23 protein-coding genes and 1 pseudogene are annotated in these 19,718 nt (G+C 55.7%); 16 read left to right on the plus strand and 8 right to left on the minus strand.

Annotated elements, in window-relative coordinates; genetic code table 11:
- Positions 1–723 carry an ABC transporter ATP-binding protein gene (locus tag ACR0M9_RS13670; RefSeq protein ID WP_480487946.1) on the plus strand — a complete coding sequence of 241 codons (723 nt, stop codon included), beginning with the start codon at positions 1–3 and terminating at the stop codon, positions 721–723.
- A gap of 7 nt (positions 724–730) precedes the next feature.
- Complete coding sequence (locus ACR0M9_RS13675) at positions 731–1,408, plus strand: aspartate/glutamate racemase family protein (RefSeq protein WP_480483598.1); 678 nt, start codon at positions 731–733, stop codon at positions 1,406–1,408.
- 148 nt (positions 1,409–1,556) lie between these two features.
- Here ACR0M9_RS13675 and ACR0M9_RS13680 read toward each other — a convergent pair whose 3' ends face one another.
- Both ACR0M9_RS13680 and ACR0M9_RS13685 read right to left on the minus strand, forming a co-directional pair.
- Positions 1,557–1,685, minus strand: a complete 129-nt coding sequence (locus tag ACR0M9_RS13680; RefSeq protein WP_480528895.1) for a hypothetical protein — start codon at positions 1,683–1,685, stop codon at positions 1,557–1,559.
- Positions 1,686–1,772: 87 nt separating this feature from the next.
- A complete protein-coding gene (locus ACR0M9_RS13685; RefSeq protein WP_480487944.1) occupies positions 1,773–2,150 on the minus strand; it encodes a winged helix-turn-helix transcriptional regulator in 378 nt (125 codons plus the stop codon).
- A 126-nt stretch (positions 2,151–2,276) separates the two neighbouring features.
- Here ACR0M9_RS13685 and ACR0M9_RS13690 point away from each other — a divergent pair, with 126 nt between their 5' ends.
- From ACR0M9_RS13690 to ACR0M9_RS13720, 7 genes and pseudogenes are all read left to right on the plus strand, one after another.
- Entirely contained in the window at positions 2,277–3,188 is a 912-nt protein-coding gene (locus tag ACR0M9_RS13690) for a PLP-dependent cysteine synthase family protein (RefSeq protein WP_480773863.1), read from the plus strand.
- Positions 3,189–3,509: 321 nt separating this feature from the next.
- Positions 3,510–3,875, plus strand: a complete 366-nt coding sequence (locus ACR0M9_RS13695; protein ID WP_480773864.1) for a MerR family transcriptional regulator — start codon at positions 3,510–3,512, stop codon at positions 3,873–3,875.
- Entirely contained in the window at positions 3,872–4,582 is a 711-nt protein-coding gene (locus tag ACR0M9_RS13700) for a transporter substrate-binding domain-containing protein (RefSeq protein WP_480773865.1), read from the plus strand. The genes ACR0M9_RS13695 and ACR0M9_RS13700 overlap by 4 nt, the downstream gene beginning before the upstream one ends.
- 197 nt (positions 4,583–4,779) lie before the next feature.
- Positions 4,780–5,142 (plus strand): MerR family transcriptional regulator, encoded by a 363-nt coding sequence (locus ACR0M9_RS13705; protein WP_480558960.1) that lies wholly within the window; start codon positions 4,780–4,782, stop codon positions 5,140–5,142.
- On the plus strand, positions 5,139–5,738 hold the full coding sequence (locus tag ACR0M9_RS13710; RefSeq protein WP_480483604.1) for a short chain dehydrogenase: 600 nt from the start codon (positions 5,139–5,141) through the stop codon (positions 5,736–5,738). Before ACR0M9_RS13705 ends, ACR0M9_RS13710 begins: the two co-directional genes overlap by 4 nt.
- 270 nt (positions 5,739–6,008) lie before the next feature.
- Positions 6,009–6,140: pseudogene (locus ACR0M9_RS13715) on the plus strand (IS481 family transposase); the annotation flags it as partial.
- Between the two features lie 550 nt (positions 6,141–6,690).
- The gene (locus ACR0M9_RS13720; protein WP_480483605.1) at positions 6,691–7,320 is read left to right on the plus strand and encodes a helix-turn-helix domain-containing protein; all 630 of its coding nucleotides are present in this window, start codon (positions 6,691–6,693) and stop codon (positions 7,318–7,320) included.
- On the opposite strand, the gene ACR0M9_RS13725 is transcribed toward ACR0M9_RS13720, so the two are convergent.
- Genes ACR0M9_RS13725 through ACR0M9_RS13745 form a run of 5 tightly spaced genes read right to left on the minus strand, consistent with a single transcriptional unit; the run spans position 7,298 to position 11,661 of the window.
- The gene (locus ACR0M9_RS13725) at positions 7,298–7,816 is read right to left on the minus strand and encodes a GNAT family N-acetyltransferase (RefSeq protein WP_480492855.1); all 519 of its coding nucleotides are present in this window, start codon (positions 7,814–7,816) and stop codon (positions 7,298–7,300) included. The two genes, ACR0M9_RS13720 and ACR0M9_RS13725, sit on opposite strands and share 23 nt — an antisense overlap.
- 7 nt (positions 7,817–7,823) lie before the next feature.
- Positions 7,824–8,891 (minus strand): heme-dependent oxidative N-demethylase family protein, encoded by a 1,068-nt coding sequence (locus tag ACR0M9_RS13730; protein WP_480773866.1) that lies wholly within the window; start codon positions 8,889–8,891, stop codon positions 7,824–7,826.
- Positions 8,892–8,904: 13 nt separating this feature from the next.
- Positions 8,905–9,867, minus strand: coding sequence for a PDR/VanB family oxidoreductase (locus ACR0M9_RS13735; protein ID WP_480773867.1), 963 nt, complete (start codon positions 9,865–9,867; stop codon positions 8,905–8,907).
- Positions 9,864–10,460: a dimethylamine monooxygenase subunit DmmA family protein gene (locus ACR0M9_RS13740; RefSeq protein WP_480487939.1), complete on the minus strand. Its 597-nt coding sequence runs from the start codon at positions 10,458–10,460 to the stop codon at positions 9,864–9,866. The genes ACR0M9_RS13735 and ACR0M9_RS13740 overlap by 4 nt, the downstream gene beginning before the upstream one ends.
- A gap of 55 nt (positions 10,461–10,515) precedes the next feature.
- Positions 10,516–11,661 (minus strand): aminomethyl transferase family protein, encoded by a 1,146-nt coding sequence (locus tag ACR0M9_RS13745; RefSeq protein ID WP_480478538.1) that lies wholly within the window; start codon positions 11,659–11,661, stop codon positions 10,516–10,518.
- Positions 11,662–12,001: 340 nt separating this feature from the next.
- On the opposite strand from ACR0M9_RS13745, the gene ACR0M9_RS13750 reads away from it, so the two are divergent.
- From ACR0M9_RS13750 to glnT, 6 genes are all read left to right on the plus strand, one after another.
- Positions 12,002–13,375, plus strand: coding sequence for an ammonium transporter (locus tag ACR0M9_RS13750; RefSeq protein ID WP_480483611.1), 1,374 nt, complete (start codon positions 12,002–12,004; stop codon positions 13,373–13,375).
- 11 nt (positions 13,376–13,386) lie between these two features.
- Positions 13,387–13,602: a hypothetical protein gene (locus ACR0M9_RS13755; protein WP_480773868.1), complete on the plus strand. Its 216-nt coding sequence runs from the start codon at positions 13,387–13,389 to the stop codon at positions 13,600–13,602.
- A gap of 147 nt (positions 13,603–13,749) precedes the next feature.
- Entirely contained in the window at positions 13,750–14,679 is a 930-nt protein-coding gene (locus tag ACR0M9_RS13760) for a class II glutamine amidotransferase (RefSeq protein WP_480545992.1), read from the plus strand.
- A gap of 1 nt (position 14,680) precedes the next feature.
- Positions 14,681–15,364, plus strand: a complete 684-nt coding sequence (locus ACR0M9_RS13765) for a protein GlxC (protein WP_480483614.1) — start codon at positions 14,681–14,683, stop codon at positions 15,362–15,364.
- A gap of 20 nt (positions 15,365–15,384) precedes the next feature.
- Positions 15,385–16,713 carry an FMN-binding glutamate synthase family protein gene (locus ACR0M9_RS13770; protein WP_480483619.1) on the plus strand — a complete coding sequence of 443 codons (1,329 nt, stop codon included), beginning with the start codon at positions 15,385–15,387 and terminating at the stop codon, positions 16,711–16,713.
- An 81-nt stretch (positions 16,714–16,794) separates the two neighbouring features.
- A complete protein-coding gene (gene glnT / locus ACR0M9_RS13775; protein ID WP_480483615.1) occupies positions 16,795–18,123 on the plus strand; it encodes a type III glutamate--ammonia ligase in 1,329 nt (442 codons plus the stop codon).
- Positions 18,124–18,192: 69 nt separating this feature from the next.
- Here the strand turns inward: glnT and ACR0M9_RS13780 are convergent, their stop codons facing one another.
- Entirely contained in the window at positions 18,193–18,642 is a 450-nt protein-coding gene (locus ACR0M9_RS13780) for a group II truncated hemoglobin (RefSeq protein WP_480478526.1), read from the minus strand.
- Between the two features lie 129 nt (positions 18,643–18,771).
- Here ACR0M9_RS13780 and ACR0M9_RS13785 point away from each other — a divergent pair, with 129 nt between their 5' ends.
- Positions 18,772–19,617: an EamA family transporter gene (locus ACR0M9_RS13785; RefSeq protein WP_480773869.1), complete on the plus strand. Its 846-nt coding sequence runs from the start codon at positions 18,772–18,774 to the stop codon at positions 19,615–19,617.
- Positions 19,618–19,718: the final 101 nt, after the last annotated feature.

Consider the following 19,718-nt stretch of genomic DNA (forward strand, 5'->3'; position numbering starts at 1 on the left):
ATGACCAAGATGTTAGATTTCAAGGATGTCGAGCTTTACTACGATCACGTCTATGCCCTTAAAGGGGTATCAATAGATCTTGAGCAAGGCGAAACGGTTGCTCTGATCGGTGCCAATGGGGCAGGCAAAAGCTCGATCCTGCGGGCGATCACTGGGCTGGCGAAGATCAAATCCGGTTCGGTTGCGTTCGAGGGCGAACAGATTGCCGGAACCAATCCGGCCGAGATCGTCTCGAAAGGCATCGCTATGGTGCCCGAAGGGCGGCGCGTCTTCCCGTACATGTCGGTAAAAGACAATCTTCTGATGGGGGCGTTTACCCGCTCGGACAAAGCGGATGTTCAGCGCACTCTGGATTCGGTTCTGGAACGGTTTCCGCGTCTGAAAGAGCGCTACAGCCAGTCGGCAGGAACCTTGTCGGGTGGCGAGCAGCAGATGATGGTGATCGGGCGCGCTCTGATGGCAAAGCCACGCCTTCTGTTGCTGGATGAGCCGTCGTTGGGAATTGCGCCCAAGCTGGTGCAAGACATTGCGCGGTCTATTGTAGCTATCAACCGGGACGAAGGTGTGTCTGTGCTGCTGGTCGAACAGAACTCGCGCATGGCGCTTTCGATTTCGCACCGTGCCTATGCACTAACCACTGGAAATGTGGTGATCTCGGGCAATTCCAAAGAGCTGTTGACTGATCCCCGGATCAAAGCCGCCTATCTGGGCGGAGAAATGTGAGGACGTTGTGAAACTTCTAGTCGTCAATCCCAACACCACCAGTTCCATGACGCGAAAGATAGAAGAGGCAGCGCGGGCGGCTGCGCATCCTGAAACCATGATTATTGCTGCCACTTCGCAAGACGGTCCCGCCAGCATACAGGGCTATCTGGATGTCTCTACTTGTGTTCCGGGCTTGTTGGATGTGGTCAAGCAGCATCCGGATGTGGATGGCATCGTAGTGGCCTGTTTCGATGACACAGGCGTCGACGCTGTACGTTGCATCACCTCGGCTCCGGTCGTTGGTGTTGGTGAGGCCGCCTATCACGCGGCCTCCATGATCAGTCCAAAATTCAGCGTCATTACTACGCTGTCCCGATCTCTGGCTGGGTTGGAAACCAATTTGCTGAAATATGGCCTGGATCGCAGATGTGCCCGGGTTCGGGCATCGGACGTGCCGGTTCTGAAGCTTGAGGAAAACGATCCGGCGACAATAGATAAGATACGGGCTGAAATTCGCGCCGCCATTGACGAGGACAAAGCTGAAGCCATCGTTCTGGGTTGTGCCGGAATGACAGACTTGATGTCACAATTATCCGAGGAGTTTGGTTTGCCAGTTGTTGATGGTGTTGCCTGTGCCGTCACCTTTGCCGAAGCCTTGGTCAAATCCAGATTGACGACGTCGAAGCTGTGTTCTTACGCCTAGCCGGGGTCTTCGACTTGCTCTCTACGGCCAACTATTCCACCACTTTTGGGCAAAATCAGAGTTTTTCAACACTATCGGCCGGGCCTCATCGTCAGCTAACGCAATCTGCCGCTTTCCGGCTGACCGTATTCCTCGATGAAGTCCGCCATCACGGTGCTCCAAGCCTCCTGTCCACAACATCGTCTAAGTGTTCCAGGAGGATCGTCAGCAGATAGTTGTTGCCGAAACGCCATTCGCTGGTCAGATCGCGAAGCCGTTGGTATTCTGCTTCGGACATGCCGAGGATGTGTCGCAAACTCTGGAATCTAGTTGACGCGCATGCTCCCAGGTCTGCTACGAACCCAGAACGAACGTGTCTGGAAACTCAGACCGATGTTCCAGCCACTGTCTTGCCAAGCGTTGGGTCGAACAGTCCTCCCCCTAAGTGCAAGTGCCCCCAGTTCATGATCCCCAACAAGGTTGGCTCTAACGCTCGCCCCCGGTCGGTAAGCATGTAACGATAGCGCACTGGCCTGACCTGATAGGCCACCCGCTCCACAAGCCCCCACTCCATCAACCGCTTTAGTCGTTGAGACAGAAGGTTTGGGGGCAGGTGTTCCTCACTGTTCTGCAATTCCTGGAATGTATGTTTTCCGTGCCACAACAGGTCTCGCACCACCAGCAGGGTCCATTTGTCACCAAGGATCTCAAGGCTGCGCGCAATCGAGCATCGGGAACGAAACTCATGCTCTGTTTGGGTCATTCCGTCCTCATGTTAGCTGTCAATTTGTTGAACTTAGCGCAGTTACTTAAAAAATGGAAGTTTGACTCAGTATGTGACTTAACTTATGGAAGCCACTGGTGATGACAGTCCGCGAAAGGCTCCAAAATGACCACCATCGGCAATACCCCACTCATCAAACTGTCCCATCTGACAGGACCCGATCACGCCGACATCTATGTGAAGTGGGAAGGGGCCAACCCAACGGGCAGCATGAAAGACCGCATGGCCTTGTCGATGATCGAAGGGGCCGAACGGCGCGGAGAGTTGAAGCCCGGTGGGCGCGTTGTCGAGTACACTGGTGGCAGCACCGGAAGCTCGCTGGCGATGGTCTGTGCCACTCGCGGGTATAAGGCCTACTTTGTGTCTTCAAACGGGTTCTCCGAGGAAAAGCTACAAACGATGAGAGCGTTCGGCGCGGAAGTGGAAATTGTTCACGCCGAGGGCGGCGTGCTGACTGCGGATGTACTCGACCGGATGATTGTGCGCGCAAAAGAACTGGCCGGGGAACCGGGCACGTTTTGGCCGGATCAGGTGAACAACATAGATAACAAGCTGGGGTATCACGACATGGCTCAGGAAATTCTGAGCCAAGTAAACACTCCCGTACATGCCTTCGTCATGGCTGCGGGCGGTGGCGGTTGCATTTCGGGCAATGCCGAGGTCTTGAAGACGCACAATCCCAACACCGAAGTTGTCGCCGTGGAGCCCTACTACGTGCGCAACCTCTCAGGAGGTGACACCAGTGGTACGCACAAGCTCGAGGGGATAGGCTTAACCTTCGTGCCGAAGATCCTGCGCAGGGACCTCATCGATGATGTAATTCCAGTGAAGGATGAAGACGCCTATTGGGGGGCCCGGGCGCTCGCTGGCCAGGAAGGTTTGCTTGGCGGTGTGACGTCAGGTGCAAACATCTGGGCGGCCCTGAAAAAGGCCAAGGAACTTGGACCGGGCAAAACCGTAGTGACCGTGATCATCGACACCGGTCTGCGCTACTTGAACGGAGACTTGCATCGGTAGTGGGTCTCAAACACGAATTGCTGATGCCAGCTTTGTTCGCACTGCTGACCTTGCGGTGATCCTACCTTTCGTGCCTGCAGCGAATGTCTGAATTTCGGGCAGCGACCGCAGAGTATGGGGTTGCGCTGAGAGATTGGTTTGGGCCGTCCTCGATGGCTCCACAGATCTCTCTTAATTCAGATGCTGCTCCGCCTTCGATGACCGCCCAGAGCCCAGTTTGACAGATGCCGCACTCTGCACGAATGCCGGCTTTTCAATAGTCGCTATTGACTTAGAGTGGCTCTAACTCGCTACCCAGAGATCAGAGGAACATTTGCGAAGATGAGAATTGCTGAAGCGGCGGAAGCCTGTGGGCTATCCGCACATACTATAAGGTTCTACGAGAAGTCGGGAATGCTGCCAGAGATCGAGCGTGGCACCGATGGACATCGTCGGTTTACGCCTCGTTTGGTCGAGTGGCTGACTCTGCTCTATTGGCTGCGCGAAACCGGCATGCCACTCAAGCAAATGCGTCGGTTCACGACTCTTGCCAAAGTGGGCGATGCAGGTATCGAAGAACGGCGACAAATCCTGTTGGGCCACGCGTCAACGCTAAAAGCCAAACGCGCTACTCTCGAAAAATGCGAAAGTATCCTCGCCATCAAGATCGCCAGCTATGGCCCGGACACCAAAGAGGATGACCCATGAAGTTTGCCTACCTGATCGAACCGCCGTTCAATTACGTCGATGCAACAGGCCTCGTCACGGGCTGTGACGTTGAACTCGCGCGGTATGTATTGGCGCAACTTGGCATTGCCGGTTTTGAAACGGTAGAAACGGAATTTGCTGAACTCTTGCCCGGGGTCGGGGATGGCCGATGGCGCATGACGACCGGTCTTTTTGGAACGGAAGAACGCAGGAAGAGCGCATTGTTCAGCCGCCCGATCTGGGCGCTACCCGACGGGCTCCTGGTGGCTGGGGGCAATCAGATGGGTTTGAGCGGATATCGATCGGTTGCCGACAATTCTGATATCCGTTTGGCGGTTATCCGGGACCAGTTTCAGCATCGCTCGGCGATTGAATTTGGCGTCAGCGCAGAGCGCATCATGATTTTCGAAACATATGCCGAGGCCGCACAAGCTGTTTGTGAAGGCACCGCCGATGCCTATGCCAGCGTGGGTCGAGCGCATGGTGGATTTATCGAGCAGAACCCGGAATGGGACCTGGAACTGATCCTTGTGCCAAACTCAGAAAAACCTCCTGCGTTCGGGTCATTCGCGTTTGGTTTGAACGACACAAACCTGCGGAACGAAGTCGACGCAGTTCTTTCGCAATTCCTTGGGACCGATGCCCATCGGAACATGGTCGCTTCTTTTGGATTCTCGGCTGCCGAAGTTGATATGGTGGCTGCCTGATACGTCGAAAGCTGACCTTGGCCGCGGCGCGCCAAGTCCTGTCTGTCCGCATCGATACTGCCCAAGCGCTTTGCAGCGAGCCAGAGTGGCCGAAGCTGCGCGATGCGAGAATGGCGGCTTTTGAGAGTTTCTGCAGAAGTTGCTTGACCTGAAGTAGCTTCAGGTAGGTAGGGACTTGGGCGAGAGGATCAGATCGCATGATGATTTCAGAAGTTGCAGAACGCACCGGACTCAGCGCTTCAACAATTCGTTTCTATGAGAAATCGGGGTTGTGTCCATTCGTCCAACGCGGCGCGGATGGCAAGCGCAAATTCTCGAAGACAGATGCCGATTGGTTAGAGTTACTGGCGTCCCTTCGTTCGACAGGTATGCCTTTGGCAGAAATGCGGGCTTTTGCGGAGCTTTACGCATCCGGCGACGGCAAAGTCCCTGAGCGCAAAGCTGCCCTTTTGGCACATAGCCGCCGCCTGGAAGATCGACAGGCCGATCTGGACCGATGCCGCGTGATCCTAAATCGAAAACTGAAACGCTATGATGAGATATTGAAGGATCAGGCATGAGAATTATCGTAGTCGGAGCAGGTGGTGATATTGGACAAGCTGCCTGCAAGGAGCTTCGGCAAAGGCATGAAATCGTCACAGTGGGACGTTCAAGTGGGGACCATCGGGTCGATTCAAGTGACTTAAACGCGGTGAAATCACTGTATGAAAGCCTCGGCAATTTCGATGCTGTGGTGTCCTGTGCAGGCGACGCGACCTTTGCCCCGTTGCCGCAGATGACCCAAGTGACCTTCATGGTGGGTCTTCAGCAAAAGGTTATGGCGCAAGTGAACCTTGTCCTGGCTGGGCTGGACGTCATTTCGGATGCAGGTTCCTTCACTCTGACAAGCGGTGTTCTTGATCGCGATCCGATCAGAATGGGTTCAAATGCGGCAACCGCTAACGGAGCATTGGCAGGCTTCGTAAAGAGCGCTGCAATCGAGATGCCGCGCGGGTTGAGAGTCAATGTTGTCAGTCCGGGCATGTTGGACGTGTCCGCGCCACGTTACGGCGCATGGTTTCACGGCCACAAACCGGTTTCATCCCATCATGTTGGATTGGCATATGCGAAATGTGTCGAGGGTGCTCTCACAGGGCAGGTGGTGATCGTTGACTAGAAACCCGTCGTGCGACCGGACGTTGGTGCAACCGCAGCGAAATAGGACTCTCGTCCGCGACTCGTAAATTGGGTGTCCGAAAATTGCTGCGCAGTCGATGAATGGCCGGTCTCCGCGCTGCACCGCGGCGCCGAAAATTCCGTCCCTGCGGCATACAGGTGCTGTGAGCGCGCGCAACACGAAATCGCTCAGAGTGTCATTTCGCCCCGTCCCGCAATGGCGTCATTGTTTTCTTAGCGTTGGATTCCACACTCTTCCGCAATTGACCCCTACAACTTTGCCCTCAGACTGATGACGCTCAGCGGTCTCGCACCATATGAATACATCTGCAAAATCTGGACATCAAAACCAGATCGATCCATCCTAAATCCAATCCACCAGATGCCGAAACTGAACACCTAACCCCGGCCGATGTCTACTTCGGACGCGGGCAGACCATACTAAGACAACGAGGAAGGACCAAACAAAAGACAATCGAAACCCGGCGCTTGCTCCACCTCGAATCCGCCGCATAATCAAAACAACCAGGTGAGCCTGATCCTCTCTTAGTTCAGGCGGCCAACTGTCCCAAATTCCCTGACGACAGGCAGCATGTCGCACTTTACGCAACTGGCGACATTTGAAGACGGTCGCTACGAAATGCGATTCTGTGGCGCAGTACTGAAATCGACCCAAGTAAATCGCTGGGTCGATTTAGCCGAGATTTCAGATTGATGCAGTGAAACCTGGCAGTCCAGCGTTTTGGCAAAACACCTGCGTGCAGCGGAACGGTTCCTGCGATTGAACAGTGTGCTCATATTCTCTGTCAGCATGATTATTTTACTATCAGGAAAGCTTGGTGCTATTGTGGTCCGAATTGGATGGGCTATTGCACCGCGCCTGGTTGCAGAACCGGTTTGGACAAGTGTAGCAAGACGTTGAAAGAGTGAAATTGAAAAAAAAAGACAAAGACATGGCGATAAATCTGAGTCAGGACCCGCATTCGGTTCGTTCGGGTGACAGGGAAAAAGTTCTCGAAGTCGCCATTGGTCGCGAGGTTCGAGCGTTTCGTAAACAGCAGAACATCACGGTTGCAGACCTGGCTCAGCTAACTGGGTTGTCAATCGGCATGTTGTCGAAGATCGAAAACGGCAACACGTCACCTTCTCTGACAACCCTGCAATTGCTGGCGGATGCGCTCTCGGTTCCTCTGACTAGCTTTTTCCGTCAGTTTGAAGAACGCCGCGAGGCGGTTCATACGAAAGCTGGTGAAGGGGTCGAACTGGAGCGCGAGGGAACTCGCGCCAACCATCAGTACAACCTGCTTGGGCATATCGGCGCCAATGGATCAGGTGTAATCGTGGAACCTTACCTGATCACACTGACTGCTGAATCCGATGTGTTCCCAACGTTCCAACATGGCGGAATTGAGACGATTTACATGCTTGAAGGCGAGGTAGACTATCGCCACGGGGACCAGATTTATCCCCTGAAGCCCGGCGATACCCTGTTCTTTGACGCCGACGCACCCCACGGCCCGGAACGGTTGGTCAATCTGCCGGCACGCTATCTTTCAGTGATCAGCTATCCGCAGACAAACTGATCGGCTTGCGCAGCAGGAAATCTGTGGGTCTGTCATACCCCTCATGGCTGCCCGTGCTGACAATCGTGAACCCAAGCCTGGAAAATATGCGATGGTTTTCAGTGAGCTCCACGCGCGTTTGCAGTTCCAGCGCGGGCAGGCCAAGCTGCGCTGCGCGGATTGCAGCATGATCCACCAAGGACCGGCAAATACCCTGTCCTCGCAATCCGTCCTTCACTGCCAGCTTTCCAAGGTACAAGCTGTCGGGCTTGGGCGTTAGAAACATGCAGGCGAAAAGCGGTCGGCCGATGGCCCAGATTTCTCCGCCACTTTGACAATGCGCAAGCATTCCGTCCACGTTCAGACGATGGATGGACGACGGAGGGTCGATCCGAGCATCCATGTACCGAAAGGACTCGCGCAGCAGCGCCAGAGCGTCATACAGAGCGAAGTCATCGCTCGGGATGAGCCACGGTGTTCTGTCTGGATCAGTCATAACAGCCAAGACACCTGACATTGCCGGTTTACTTTGACAAGGGGGGTTCCGTTTCCAGATCCGGCCAGATCCCGGGCGAGGTGGGCAACCCGTCGTCGAACTGGCTGAGATAGTCCAGCATCAGCGGCCGGTTGTCGATGAACCCTTTGTAGGTTGCCAGTTCCACTGGCAGATCACGAACAACACGATGCAGGCGACGACCCCATTTCGGTACAGTCATCAGATCCTGAAAACTACACAGATAACAGCGGATTGGGAATAACAGCGCGTTTGAACGCGGTAGTCGGAAGAATGTCTGCAACTCGACCCGAAGATGTTGTTTTTGGCCAATATTCTCCGGTGTCAGTGTGGTTTTCTGAATACCCCATTTATGGTAGTTCTCCGGGCTGGTATCCAAAAGCGGGTTGACCGTCATGGTCCAGTTCAGGCGGCGTGCGGGTGCGCCCTGCTGAATACTCAGCAAGAATTTCAGCGCACGCTGAAAGATACCCATCTCGTGGGCCAGTGGTACCGGGGCGTGCCATTCGAAAAAGTTCATGCCAATGTCGAAATCCAGGCTCCAGTCGGCCTGGGTGGTCACCATTCCGGCATCCATCCACAGCATGTCGTCACGTTGATCAAGCATCGCATAGTCACCCTGGGCCTGACGGGTGATATATTCCATCGGCCCGCAGGGCAGGGTGGTTTCATCCATGAAGGTAAAGCTGTGATCAATCCCCAATGGTTTGTTGATCCAGCGCCACTGGTTGCCGTTGCGGTGCAGTTCAAACAGATCCGGGTAATCCTCGGACTTGCAAACCATAATCAGTTCCAGAATGTCCCAACCCGCCAATGTCATGTGTGGCAAAGACTGGCAACGCAGCGGGTCCTGATCCAGAACGATGGCGCGGTCTTTCATTTCCGAAACATAATGTTCGTCCACATCGAACCGCTTTTCATAGACTGACCCTTCGGGCCCGCCGCGATGCTGTTCCATGTTGACCGAATACATGTAGCTGTCTTCGTGGAACGGAAACGGAAAGCGTTTTATCGCCCAGTCCGAGTTATGAAACGTATAATCGTCGCGGAAGGACTCGTCGTTGAATTGAATGGTCATGTTGGGCCTCCTCTTAGCGGTCCAGCACAAGGGACTTGCCCTCGAAACGCGATACGCAAGGCATGATTTTCTTGCCCGCTGCCTTTTCTTCGTCGGTCAGCCAGTGGTCGCGGTGAACGAAATTGCCATCATGATCCAGCACAACGGTTTCGCATTGGCCACAAGCCCCGCCGCGGCACAGATACGGTGCATCCACGCCTTCACGTTCGATCGCCTCCAGCAGGCTTTCATTCTCGCCCACATGAATAACTTTGTCCGATGTGGCCAACCGCACTTCGAACGGTTTGCCGGGTCGCGGGGCCAGAAACTCTTCGTAATGGACGCAATCCTCGGGCCAGCCTTCGGCAGCCGCGGTGTTGCGCACCCAATCAATCATGCCCTTGGGACCGCAGACATATACATGTGTACCCAAGGGTTGCCCGCTCAGCAGGTTTTTCAGATCAATCTGCTGGTCTTGGTCGTCGTAATACAGATGGGTTTCATTCGGATGCCTGTCTGTCAGTTGCTCGGCATAAGACGCCAATGCCGTGTTGCGACACGCGTAATGCAGTTCCCAGTGCCCGTGCAGCAGTTCGAGTTGCTTGATCTGCGCCAGAAAGGGCGTGATGCCAATGCCACCGGCCAGAAACAGGTGCTTGCGGGCGCGCAAGTCAAGAGAGAACAGGTTGACCGGATAACTGATGGTCATTTCATCACCCAGCTTTACCTGACGGTGCATGAACAACGAACCGCCCCTGCCTTCATCATCGCGGCGGACCGAGATCGTATAGGATGACTGATCAAACGGGTCGGACATCAGGGAATAAGGATTAAGCCGTGTGATGCCGCCATCCTTCATTTCGACAACGGTATGCGCTCCGCCCGAAAATGTTGGCAACTGACCGCCGTCGATGCGTTCGAACCGGAACCGCGTCACCAGTTCATTCAGCGGGGTGATTTCGGTCACTTTGACCTGAATTTTCTCGGCACCACTCATTCGTAGATCCCCTTTGGCTCGGGCACGTTGCCATGATCTTCGGCGTCGACACGGACACCCTGATAGGCGGCAAGCCGGCGGGAGTAGTGATCGCGCACGAACAGATTCAGCCCGCAATGCGAGCAGACAAACGGATCAACCTCGACATCTTCGGTGATGCCTTTGCAGTGCACGCATTGCATCCGGCGTGCAACCGAACCGCGATGTTCGGTCTGTATCGCCGTGTGTGGCAGGCCGACTGCTGTCACCTCATTCATGGCCTGACCCATCATGCCCTCAGTACCGCTCAGATAGACCTGCAATCCCATATGCGCGTCCTCCAGCACGCGGCGGATGCGTTGCAGCGCGGCCGCATAGGATGGACCTTCGTAGAATTGGGCGGGGTTCAGCGCCTGCAACCTTTCCGAGTAGTCCGTCCCTTTAGGGATGTAGATCAGATGCGTTTTGGCCATCAGATCAGGCGTCGCGATGTCGAGAACGGCTTCTGCGCCTTCGGCTTCGGCGATCATGAGATGATGGTCACCCTTGCGAGCTTCCAGCGTGCCCCAGATCGGTCGGCTTGTGATTGACTTGGGAAATTCGAACTTTGACATTGTACCCTCAAATAGGAAAAGGGCGCCACGGTATGCCCGTTGCGCCCCCTGAAACTCAGCCCTTTGCGGTTCTGATCGATTTATCCTGATCGTAGAACGGCATCTCTTCCGCAGTCGCCGCTATTTCCGTTCCATCTCCGTTGCGCACCGTCAGCTTGGTTCCGGGCGATGCGCAGGCAACCGGCATCCGCGCGATACCCACATTATGCCCGTTGATTTCGGAATACATGCCAAAGGTGACAACACCGACCTTTTCACCATTCTGCAGCAGGTCCGCGCCCTCATTCGCCGGTGTCGTGCCTTCCAACTTGACGCCATAGATCTTGAACCGTTCCTTGCCTTTCGAGGCATAATGGTTCTCGGCGCCGATAAAGCCGGTCTTGCCGGGCGAGACAGTGAAATCCAGACCCAGTTCCCACAGCGTATCGCCACATGTCTCACCATCGAACGGATAGGTTTCCGAATTATCGCCCGGATAGAACAGCAGGTAACTTTCGGTGCGCAGCAGATCGAGTGTCGAGAACTGGACTGGTACGATGCCCATGTCCTTGCCGTCAGCCAGAATGCTGTCCCACAGATGCACAGCATGTTTGGCCTGACAGAAAATCTCGTACCCACGCTCACCGGTATACCCGGTCCGCGAAACCATCACCGGGCACCCATAAAGCTTGGTCTGCATGATGCCGAAATAAGCCAGGTCACGAATGCCGGGGATATGCTTTGCCAGGAAATCAACGGCGACTGGCCCTTGCAGCGACATATCATGCATGTCGTCGTCAAAAATGACCGAGCAGTTCTTGCCTGCCGCCACGGATGTCAGCTGCTCCATGCCTGTTCCGGTGCCATGCACCACCAACCACGTGTTCACCGACAGACGATAGATGATGCAGTCATCAACAAACTTGCCTTCGGCATTCAGGATCGAGGCATAGGTCGATCGGCCAGGCATGATTTTTTCCACATTCCGCGTGGTGACACGATCAATAACATAGGCGGCATCCTCGCCAACCACATGAACCTTTTTCAGGCCGGATACATCCATAAGACCAGCTTTGGTGCGGATGGCTTCGTAGTCCGCTTTGGCACGTTCAGGGCTGTGGTCATAGAACCAAGCGGTCCCCATTCCGTTCCAGTCCTCAAGCTCGCCGCCGATCTCGGCATGGCGCTGCGCAAGGGCCGACGTCCTCCAAAGAATGGCCATGGTTCAGGTCTCCCGTTGATCGTTTTTGTTGGCCACATTGAGGCCGATGTTGGATTGAAAATCAACACCTGAGTGCAGAAAATTTTCCTGCTGGGAATATTTGCCTGCAATTTTTGCACCCTGAAAACATTCCTGAGAAGGGAATTTGTTAGTTGTTTGTCAGATGTTTAGGTCCGTTTTTGGTGTGCCAAAGCTTAGGTTACGGACAGGCCTAAAAGGTGTTTGCCCCACATATCTATTGACAGGTCGCAAATGAAAATGTCCTCTGAGTAGATAAATATTCCCAGCAGGAAATTCTGCGCGGGCGGACCTCCTGCTGCAACAACAGGGAGACTACGAAGTGGATGGTAATCTAAACGCACTCACGACGGTCTTTACCGAGTTTTATTACTGGGTAACGGTCGTCTTCATGTTCCTCATCCATGTGGGCTTTTGCATGTACGAGGTCGGCGCCAGCCGAGCGCGTAACCACATGCACACATTGATGAAAAACATCATGATCATCCCGCTGGTGACGGTCACGTTCTTCTTCTTTGGATGGTGGATCTATTGGGCCTTTCCGAACTTTCCGTTCTGGGGCGGTCTGGATGCAGAAGCGGGTGCCGCGAATCTGCCTTGGGCCGACACAATGGCCACCAACCTTGGCGACAGAATCACAGGGGTCTTCTGGGCCGCATTCCTGCTGTTTTCGTGGACCGCGGCCTCGATCGTTTCCGGCTCGGTGATCGAGCGGATCAGATCTTCGGCCCTTTGGGTACATGCGGTGCTGATCGGGTCGGTCTTTTGGATCATCGATGCCGCATGGGGTTGGCACTATGCCGGCTGGATGGTGCGTGTTCTGGGGTATCATGATGCCTATGCATCCGGCGTTATTCACGCGATCGCCGGGGGGTATGCGCTTGGTGTGATCATGGTTCTGGGTCCACGCCTTGGCAAGTTTGCTAAGGACGGAACTCCTCGGGATATTCCACCTCACAATCCGTGGATGCTGACGATCGGGATTTTCCTGATCTACACCGGTTTCTGGGGTTTCTACGCTGCCTGCAACGTTCCGGTGATCTCTCCCGAGGCGATTGACGGGCAGATCACTGGTGTGACCTGGACCGCAACAAACATCTATCTGGCTCCGACGACTCTCTCGGCGATCACCTTCAATTTCCTGATGTCTCTGTCTGGTGGATTGATGGCGGCGTATGTGGTTTCAAAAGGCGATGCCTTCTGGACGTTCTCTGGCGGGCTGGCCGGTGTTATCACGGCATCCGCAGGGAATGACCTGTACCACCCGATCCAGGCGATGATCATCGGCGCGATCGGTGTCGTGATTGTCTACAAGCTGCACTACTGGGTCGAACGCCGGTTCAAGCTGGATGATGCTGTCGGGGCGGTTGCAGTGCACGGGTACTCAGGTGTCATTGGCCTCATCATTGCTGGGTTTGTCCTGTGGGGTGTCCCGTCTTCGCCTTACGAAGGATATGCGACGATCAATCCGGTCGGACAGGTCACCGGTGCAGTCATAATGTTCTTTGTGCTGGGTTTCATGCCCGGTTGGATCGTGGCCAAGTTGCAAGCTGCTGCCGGTGTTCTTCGCATACCGGAAGAGGTTGAGCTTCAGGGCCTCGATTACGCCGAACACCATGCCTACGAAGATGCCAAAGCAGCGATCATCGCGGCTGACAAAGAAGAGCTGGCCGCCCGCGGCGCAGCCGCGAAATAGAGGAGAACGTTATGTCTACAATCGGATATACAAGTTGGTCCGTTGATCTTGCCGAAGTCGGACCGGTCTATCCTTTCCAGGGGTACGAAATTCTGATGGTCATCATCGGCGTTGTCTTCTGGGTCGGCTGGCACCGTATCCAATTTGTCCGCGAGGGCGAGCATCTTGAAAAAGCCCGTCACGCAGGAGACGAAGACAGAGTAAAAGCACAGCTGGATCGTTATTGATCCGGTTTTGAGAACCGGCAATGGGCGCAAGATCAATGGATGCGTCCATTGCCTGACAGGAAAAAAACTTTCCTACCGTTATTGATATCCTGCAGAATAATTGGTACCGTCGAATCATAACGAAACACACAAGGAGATCTGCCAGCCATGTGCGGAATTGTTGGATTATTCCTCAAAGATCAGTCCCTTGCTCCTCAACTGGGCAATATGCTGACAGACATGCTGATCACGATGACAGATCGTGGCCCCGACAGTGCCGGTATTGCGATTTATGGCGCAGAATCGGCGGGTAAAACCAAGATTACGGTTCAGTCCCCCAACCCCGAAACCGATTTTGTCGACCTTGCGGACGAGTTGGGCAAAAGCCTGGGTACGTCTGTTGGTCAAAGAAACAACGACACACATGCCGTTTTGGAAATTCCTGCCGGTCAGTTCGAAGCTGCACGGTCCGCTCTGGCTGAGATCCGCCCGTCGGTCCGGGTGATGAGCCGTGGTGACAGCCTTGAAATCTACAAGGAAGTCGGCCTGCCGAAGGATGTTGCCGAGCGTTTTAACCTCAGCGGAATGAGCGGCACGCATGGCATCGGACACACCCGCATGGCGACGGAATCTGCGGTGACCACAATGGGTGCCCACCCGTTCAATACAGGGTCCGACCAATGTCTGGTCCATAACGGGTCGCTGTCCAACCATAACTCGTTGCGCCGCAAACTGCGCCGCGCGGGTGTAACGATCCAGACAGAGAACGACACCGAAGTTGGCGCAGCCTACCTGACCTGGAAGATGATGAATGGTGCCACCTTGGGCGAGGCTCTGGAATCCAGCATCGATGATCTGGACGGTTTCTTCACTTTTGTCGTGGGAACCAAGGACGGCTTTGGCGTCGTGCGTGATCCGATCGCGTGTAAACCAGCCGTGATGGCTGAAACCGATCAGTATGTGGCTTTTGGCAGCGAGTATCGCGCCCTAGTGAACCTGCCCGGCATCGAAGATGCACGAGTTTGGGAACCTGAACCGTCCACCGTTTATTTCTGGTCGCACAACGACAGCCCCACAACCCACGAAAAGGCCGCCTGATATGCAGACCTATGATCTAGAGGCAGACGGGCTGCGCGGATTGAACTCTTGCTTGCAGGCACAAAATTCCGAGACCAACCAGACCCGTTGGGAAATTGTAAATCCCAAGGGCAGCCATGCGATTGCCGTTGGGCTGGACGCGCCGATCGAGGTGACGGTCAAGGGATCGACCGGGTATTACTGCGCGGGGATGAACCAGCAGGCAACTATCAAGGTCGAAGGGTCCGTCGGGCCGGGTGTTGCAGAGAACATGATGTCCGGTCAGGTCATCGTCGATGGTGACGCCAGCCAATATGCCGGCGCGACCGGCCATGGCGGATTGCTGGTGATCAAGGGCAATGCAAGCTCGCGCTGCGGCATTTCGATGAAAGGCATCGACATCGTCGTGCACGGCAATATCGGCCACATGTCCGCCTTCATGGCGCAAGCCGGAAACCTGGTGGTCTGCGGAAACGCAGGCGATGCGCTGGGGGATTCACTCTACGAGGCGCGGCTGTTCGTGCGCGGCTCGGTCAAAAGTCTTGGTGCCGATTGTATCGAGAAGGAAATGCGTCCCGAACATCTGGAGATACTGAAAGACCTGCTGGACCGGGCGGGCTGTGATGCCAAACCGGAAGAGTTCAAACGCTACGGCTCGGCTCGGCAGCTGTACAATTTCGACATCGACAACGCCGCCGCATACTGAGGAAGAAGGGTATGAAAGATATGGACGATCAGATCCCCCGCACCCTGCCGATCCAGTCGGCGACGTTCTCCAACCCCATCAATGCCGAGATCCGACGCGCTGCTGCGACCGGCATCTATGATATTCGCGGTGGCGGAGCCAAGCGCAGGGTCCCTCATTTCGACGATCTGCTGTTTTTGGGCGCATCCATCTCGCGCTATCCGCTGGAAGGATATCGCGAACGCTGCGATACCTCGGTAACGCTAGGCACACGTTTTGCGAAAAATCCGATCAAGTTGGACATTCCGATCACCATCGCGGGTATGAGTTTCGGCGCGTTGTCTGGTCCTGCCAAAGAGGCTTTGGGCCGTGGCGCATCTGCTGCGGGCACGTCGACCACAACCGGTGATGGCGGCATGACCCCGGAAGAACGGGGTCATTCATCCAAGCTGGTCTACCAGTATCTGCCCTCGCGCTACGGCATGAACCCGAATGATTTGCGTAAGGCGGATGCGATTGAAGTCGTGGTCGGGCAAGGCGCTAAACCCGGCGGTGGCGGGATGCTTCTGGGTCAGAAGATCAGCGACCGTGTGGCCGAAATGCGGACCCTGCCCAAAGGCATCGACCAGCGTTCGGCCTGTCGCCATCCGGACTGGACCGGGCCGGACGATCTGGAGATCAAGATCCTTGAGTTGCGCGAAATCACCGGTTGGCAGGTGCCGATCTATGTCAAGGTCGGCGCGACGCGCCCCTATTATGATACTGCACTGGCGGTAAAGGCCGGGGCTGATGTCGTGGTCATGGACGGGATGCAGGGTGGCACAGCTGCCACGCAGGATGTGTTCATCGAACATGTTGGCTTGCCCACACTGGCCTGTATCCGCCCCGCCGTGCAGGCGTTGCAGGATCTAGGTGTGCATCGTGAAGTTCAGTTGGTCATTTCGGGTGGCATACGAACAGGTGCAGATGTGGCCAAAGCATTGGCGCTTGGGGCCGATGCGGTCGCCATTGGCACCGCCGCTCTGGTGGCCCTTGGCGACAACGATCCCAAATGGGAATCCGAGTATCAGAAACTGGGCACGACCACAGGGGCCTATGATGACTGGCACGAAGGGCGCGACCCCGCTGGCATCACAACGCAGGACCCAGAGCTTGCCGCGCGCTTGAACCCCGTCGAAGCGGGTCGCAGGCTGCGCAACTACCTGAAGGTCATGACGTTAGAGGCGCAGACCATTGCGCGCGCCTGCGGTCACAACCACCTGCACAACCTCGAGCCGGAGGACCTGTGTGCCCTGACCATGGAGGCCGCCGCGATGGCGCGGGTGCCCTTAGCGGGAACCAGTTGGTACCCGGGCAAGGAAGGGTTCTGAACATATGCGACGCGGCCTCCTGAATGGGGGCCGCGTTCTTGCTTTGAAAACCGAAAATTCAACAGGGAAAGGAAAGCAATCGTGACGACAGATCTCGCAGCTTTCGCAAAAGAAAAAGGCGTCAAATACTTCATGATCTCGTTCACCGATCTGTTTGGTGGACAGCGGGCCAAACTGGTGCCAGCGCAAGCCATTGCCGAGATGCAGGAAGATGGCGCTGGTTTTGCCGGGTTTGCCACCTGGCTGGATATGACCCCTGCGCATCCTGACATGCTGGCGGTGCCGGACCCGTCATCGGTGATCCAGCTGCCATGGAAGCCAGAGGTGGCATGGGTTGCGGGCAACTGTGTGATGGAAGGCAAGGACGTCGCGCAAGCCCCGCGCAATGTTCTGCGCCGCCTGATTGGCGAAGCGGCAAGCGAGGGCATGCATGTCAAAACCGGGATCGAGGCCGAGTTCTTTTTGATGACCCCGGATGGCGAACAGATCAGTGATCCGTTTGATACAGCCGAAAAGCCCTGTTATGACCAACAGGCCGTGATGCGCCGTTATGATGTGGTGCGCGAAATTTGTGACTACATGCTGGACCTGGGCTGGGGTCCGTACCAGAACGACCACGAGGATGCCAACGGCCAGTTCGAGATGAACTGGGAATTTGATGATGTCCTGCGCACAGCAGACAAGCATTCCTTCTTCAAGTTCATGGCAAAATCGATCGCGGAAAAACACGGGCTTCGGGCGACATTCATGCCGAAACCGGTCGAAGGACTGACCGGCAATGGCTGCCACGCCCATATCTCGGTCTGGGATGCGCCGGGTGATGCCGCCAAAACCAATGTATTCGCAGGAGAGGGTGACGGCCCAACCGGCGAGGTTGGTCTGGGAGAACGCGGCAAGCACTTCCTCGGCGGGATCATGAAACACGCCTCGGCACTGGCGGCGATCACCAACCCCACGGTGAACAGCTACAAACGCATCAACGCGCCGCGGACGATATCCGGTGCTACCTGGGCGCCTAACACGGTGACTTGGACCGGCAACAACCGCACGCACATGGTGCGCGTTCCCGGCCCCGGACGTTTCGAATTGCGCTTGCCCGATGGCGCAACCAACCCCTACCTGCTACAGGCCGTCATCATCGCGGCCGGGCTGTCAGGTATCCGGTCCAAGGCCGATCCCGGCAAGCGCTGGGACATCGATATGTATGCCGAAGGCCATAAGGTACGCGGTGCACCGAAACTGCCCCTGAACATGCTTGATGCGCTGCGCGAATACGACAAGGACAAAGAGCTGAAGGCGATGATGGGTTCCGAATTCTCGTCAGCTTTCCTGAAAATGAAGCATCAGGAATGGAACTCTTTTGTTTCCCATTTCTCGCGCTGGGAAAAAGACAACACGCTCGATATCTAAGTCGGATTGCAGGGTTGCATATCGGGGCCGCGCCATAGGCGGCCCTGTTTCTGCGATGGCCACGCGAAGTTAGTCGCTCTTTTCACGCTGTGTGTCACGGGCATCTGCGCCCGCATCCGCCTCCAGCCGCCAGTCAGGTACGTCATTGACCAGCATGAGCGCCGCCCTGCGCAACGTCACGCGCATCCTATCGACAACCGGACCGGACATGCCGCAATCCGCCAGCGCGGCGTCAAACGTCTCCAGCCAAAGCTCGGCATCAGCTTCGCGGATAGGGACATGCGCATGAATTTCGCGCAGGTCCATATGACCAAATCGTTCGCGGTAATAGGCCCGCCCTCCCAGAAAACCGCTGAGAAACTCGAACTGGGCCTGTCTGGTATGGTTTAGCCCATGGCCGCGAAAGTGTAGCCTGTGCAAGGAATAAACTGCCGGATCCGTTTCCATCCGATCATAGAAACGCTCAACCAGACTGCGCAGCCGGCTCTCACCGCCAAGTTGCTCTAATGCAGACGTCATGTGCTGCCTCTTACTGCCTTTGGCTTCAATAATATTGCATAACAGGAAAATAAGTTTAATACCAGTGACAGTTTGACGTATGCATGGTCTCAAGCGGATTGAAACAAAGCCGATGATGGTGATGACAAAATGACTGCTCTGGCGCTTGGCCTGGTCGCGGCACTTTGCTGGGGGATACACGATCTGGCAGTACGTTATGTCAGCCAGTCTGTCAGCGTGATCGCGTCGCTGATGGTCGTGCTGATATCGGGCGCGGTGCTTCAGTTTGGTCTGACGGTGACGCTGGGTACATTTGACTCGATTTCTGGTGCCGCAGTGTTCACCGCTGTCGCCGCGGGCGGGTTTTATCTGTTGGCGGGTATCAGCATGTATGCCGCTTTTCAGCGTGGCCCGGTTCGGTCGGTTGCGCCACTTGTCGCGAGTTACCCGGTCTTGTCCGTGTTGCTGGCCATATGGCGGGGTGCAACTATCAGCCCGCTGCATTGGCTTGCCGTCATTGCGATTGGCATCGGGGTTTCCGTGGTCGCAGCCAAGTCCGAACGGGATGCGGTGGTGTATCCGGCAACAGGCCCAACAATACTGCTGTCGCTGGTTGCGGCCGTCGGCTTCGCGGCGGCCTTTGCCCTAGGACAATATGCAACCGAGCTTAGCAACGAGTACTCGGTCTCGCTGGTCAGCCGATTGGCGGCAATCCTGACTCTGGGGATGGTTGCTGTGGCATCTGGAAAAGCAATCTGGCCCGGACCCCAAGCGATGCCCCTGTTATGTGTGATGGGTGTTCTGGATGCAGTTGCCATCCTTTGCGTGGTCTCAGCGGGTGGTTTGCCCAATGCACAATTTGCCTCGGTCTCGGCATCCGTTTTTGGGTTGTTAACCGTAGTTCTGGCCTGGGCCATATTGAAGGAAAAAATGGCTCTTCAGCAGTGGCTTGGATGTTGTGTTGCATTTGCAGGTATAGGGTACCTTGCACTCTGAAACGCCCCGCTCCGGCCCCCGCGTATATCACGCGGTCAGGCCTTCTGGTTCTGGGAGTTTGTTTGCGCGGCAGCAGGCGGTGAGGGTGTTGGCCAGCAGGC

Source organism: Ruegeria sp. CH2 (assembly GCF_056537065.1).

What these genes read in the sequence shown, in the direction of transcription:
- ACR0M9_RS13670 (WP_480487946.1), top strand. Translation starts at nt 1, where the DNA reads ATGACCAAGATGTTAGATTTCAAGGATGTCGAGCTTTACTACGATCAC.
- ACR0M9_RS13680 (WP_480528895.1), bottom strand. Translation starts at nt 1,685, where the DNA reads ATGTCCGAAGCAGAATACCAACGGCTTCGCGATCTGACCAGCGAATGG.
- ACR0M9_RS13685 (WP_480487944.1), bottom strand. Translation starts at nt 2,150, where the DNA reads ATGACCCAAACAGAGCATGAGTTTCGTTCCCGATGCTCGATTGCGCGC.
- ACR0M9_RS13690 (WP_480773863.1), top strand. Translation starts at nt 2,277, where the DNA reads ATGACCACCATCGGCAATACCCCACTCATCAAACTGTCCCATCTGACA.
- ACR0M9_RS13695 (WP_480773864.1), top strand. Translation starts at nt 3,510, where the DNA reads ATGAGAATTGCTGAAGCGGCGGAAGCCTGTGGGCTATCCGCACATACT.
- ACR0M9_RS13700 (WP_480773865.1), top strand. Translation starts at nt 3,872, where the DNA reads ATGAAGTTTGCCTACCTGATCGAACCGCCGTTCAATTACGTCGATGCA.
- ACR0M9_RS13705 (WP_480558960.1), top strand. Translation starts at nt 4,780, where the DNA reads ATGATGATTTCAGAAGTTGCAGAACGCACCGGACTCAGCGCTTCAACA.
- ACR0M9_RS13710 (WP_480483604.1), top strand. Translation starts at nt 5,139, where the DNA reads ATGAGAATTATCGTAGTCGGAGCAGGTGGTGATATTGGACAAGCTGCC.
- ACR0M9_RS13720 (WP_480483605.1), top strand. Translation starts at nt 6,691, where the DNA reads ATGGCGATAAATCTGAGTCAGGACCCGCATTCGGTTCGTTCGGGTGAC.
- ACR0M9_RS13725 (WP_480492855.1), bottom strand. Translation starts at nt 7,816, where the DNA reads ATGTCAGGTGTCTTGGCTGTTATGACTGATCCAGACAGAACACCGTGG.
- ACR0M9_RS13730 (WP_480773866.1), bottom strand. Translation starts at nt 8,891, where the DNA reads ATGACCATTCAATTCAACGACGAGTCCTTCCGCGACGATTATACGTTT.
- ACR0M9_RS13735 (WP_480773867.1), bottom strand. Translation starts at nt 9,867, where the DNA reads ATGAGTGGTGCCGAGAAAATTCAGGTCAAAGTGACCGAAATCACCCCG.
- ACR0M9_RS13740 (WP_480487939.1), bottom strand. Translation starts at nt 10,460, where the DNA reads ATGTCAAAGTTCGAATTTCCCAAGTCAATCACAAGCCGACCGATCTGG.
- ACR0M9_RS13745 (WP_480478538.1), bottom strand. Translation starts at nt 11,661, where the DNA reads ATGGCCATTCTTTGGAGGACGTCGGCCCTTGCGCAGCGCCATGCCGAG.
- ACR0M9_RS13755 (WP_480773868.1), top strand. Translation starts at nt 13,387, where the DNA reads ATGTCTACAATCGGATATACAAGTTGGTCCGTTGATCTTGCCGAAGTC.
- ACR0M9_RS13760 (WP_480545992.1), top strand. Translation starts at nt 13,750, where the DNA reads ATGTGCGGAATTGTTGGATTATTCCTCAAAGATCAGTCCCTTGCTCCT.
- ACR0M9_RS13765 (WP_480483614.1), top strand. Translation starts at nt 14,681, where the DNA reads ATGCAGACCTATGATCTAGAGGCAGACGGGCTGCGCGGATTGAACTCT.
- ACR0M9_RS13770 (WP_480483619.1), top strand. Translation starts at nt 15,385, where the DNA reads ATGGACGATCAGATCCCCCGCACCCTGCCGATCCAGTCGGCGACGTTC.
- ACR0M9_RS13780 (WP_480478526.1), bottom strand. Translation starts at nt 18,642, where the DNA reads ATGACGTCTGCATTAGAGCAACTTGGCGGTGAGAGCCGGCTGCGCAGT.
- ACR0M9_RS13785 (WP_480773869.1), top strand. Translation starts at nt 18,772, where the DNA reads ATGACTGCTCTGGCGCTTGGCCTGGTCGCGGCACTTTGCTGGGGGATA.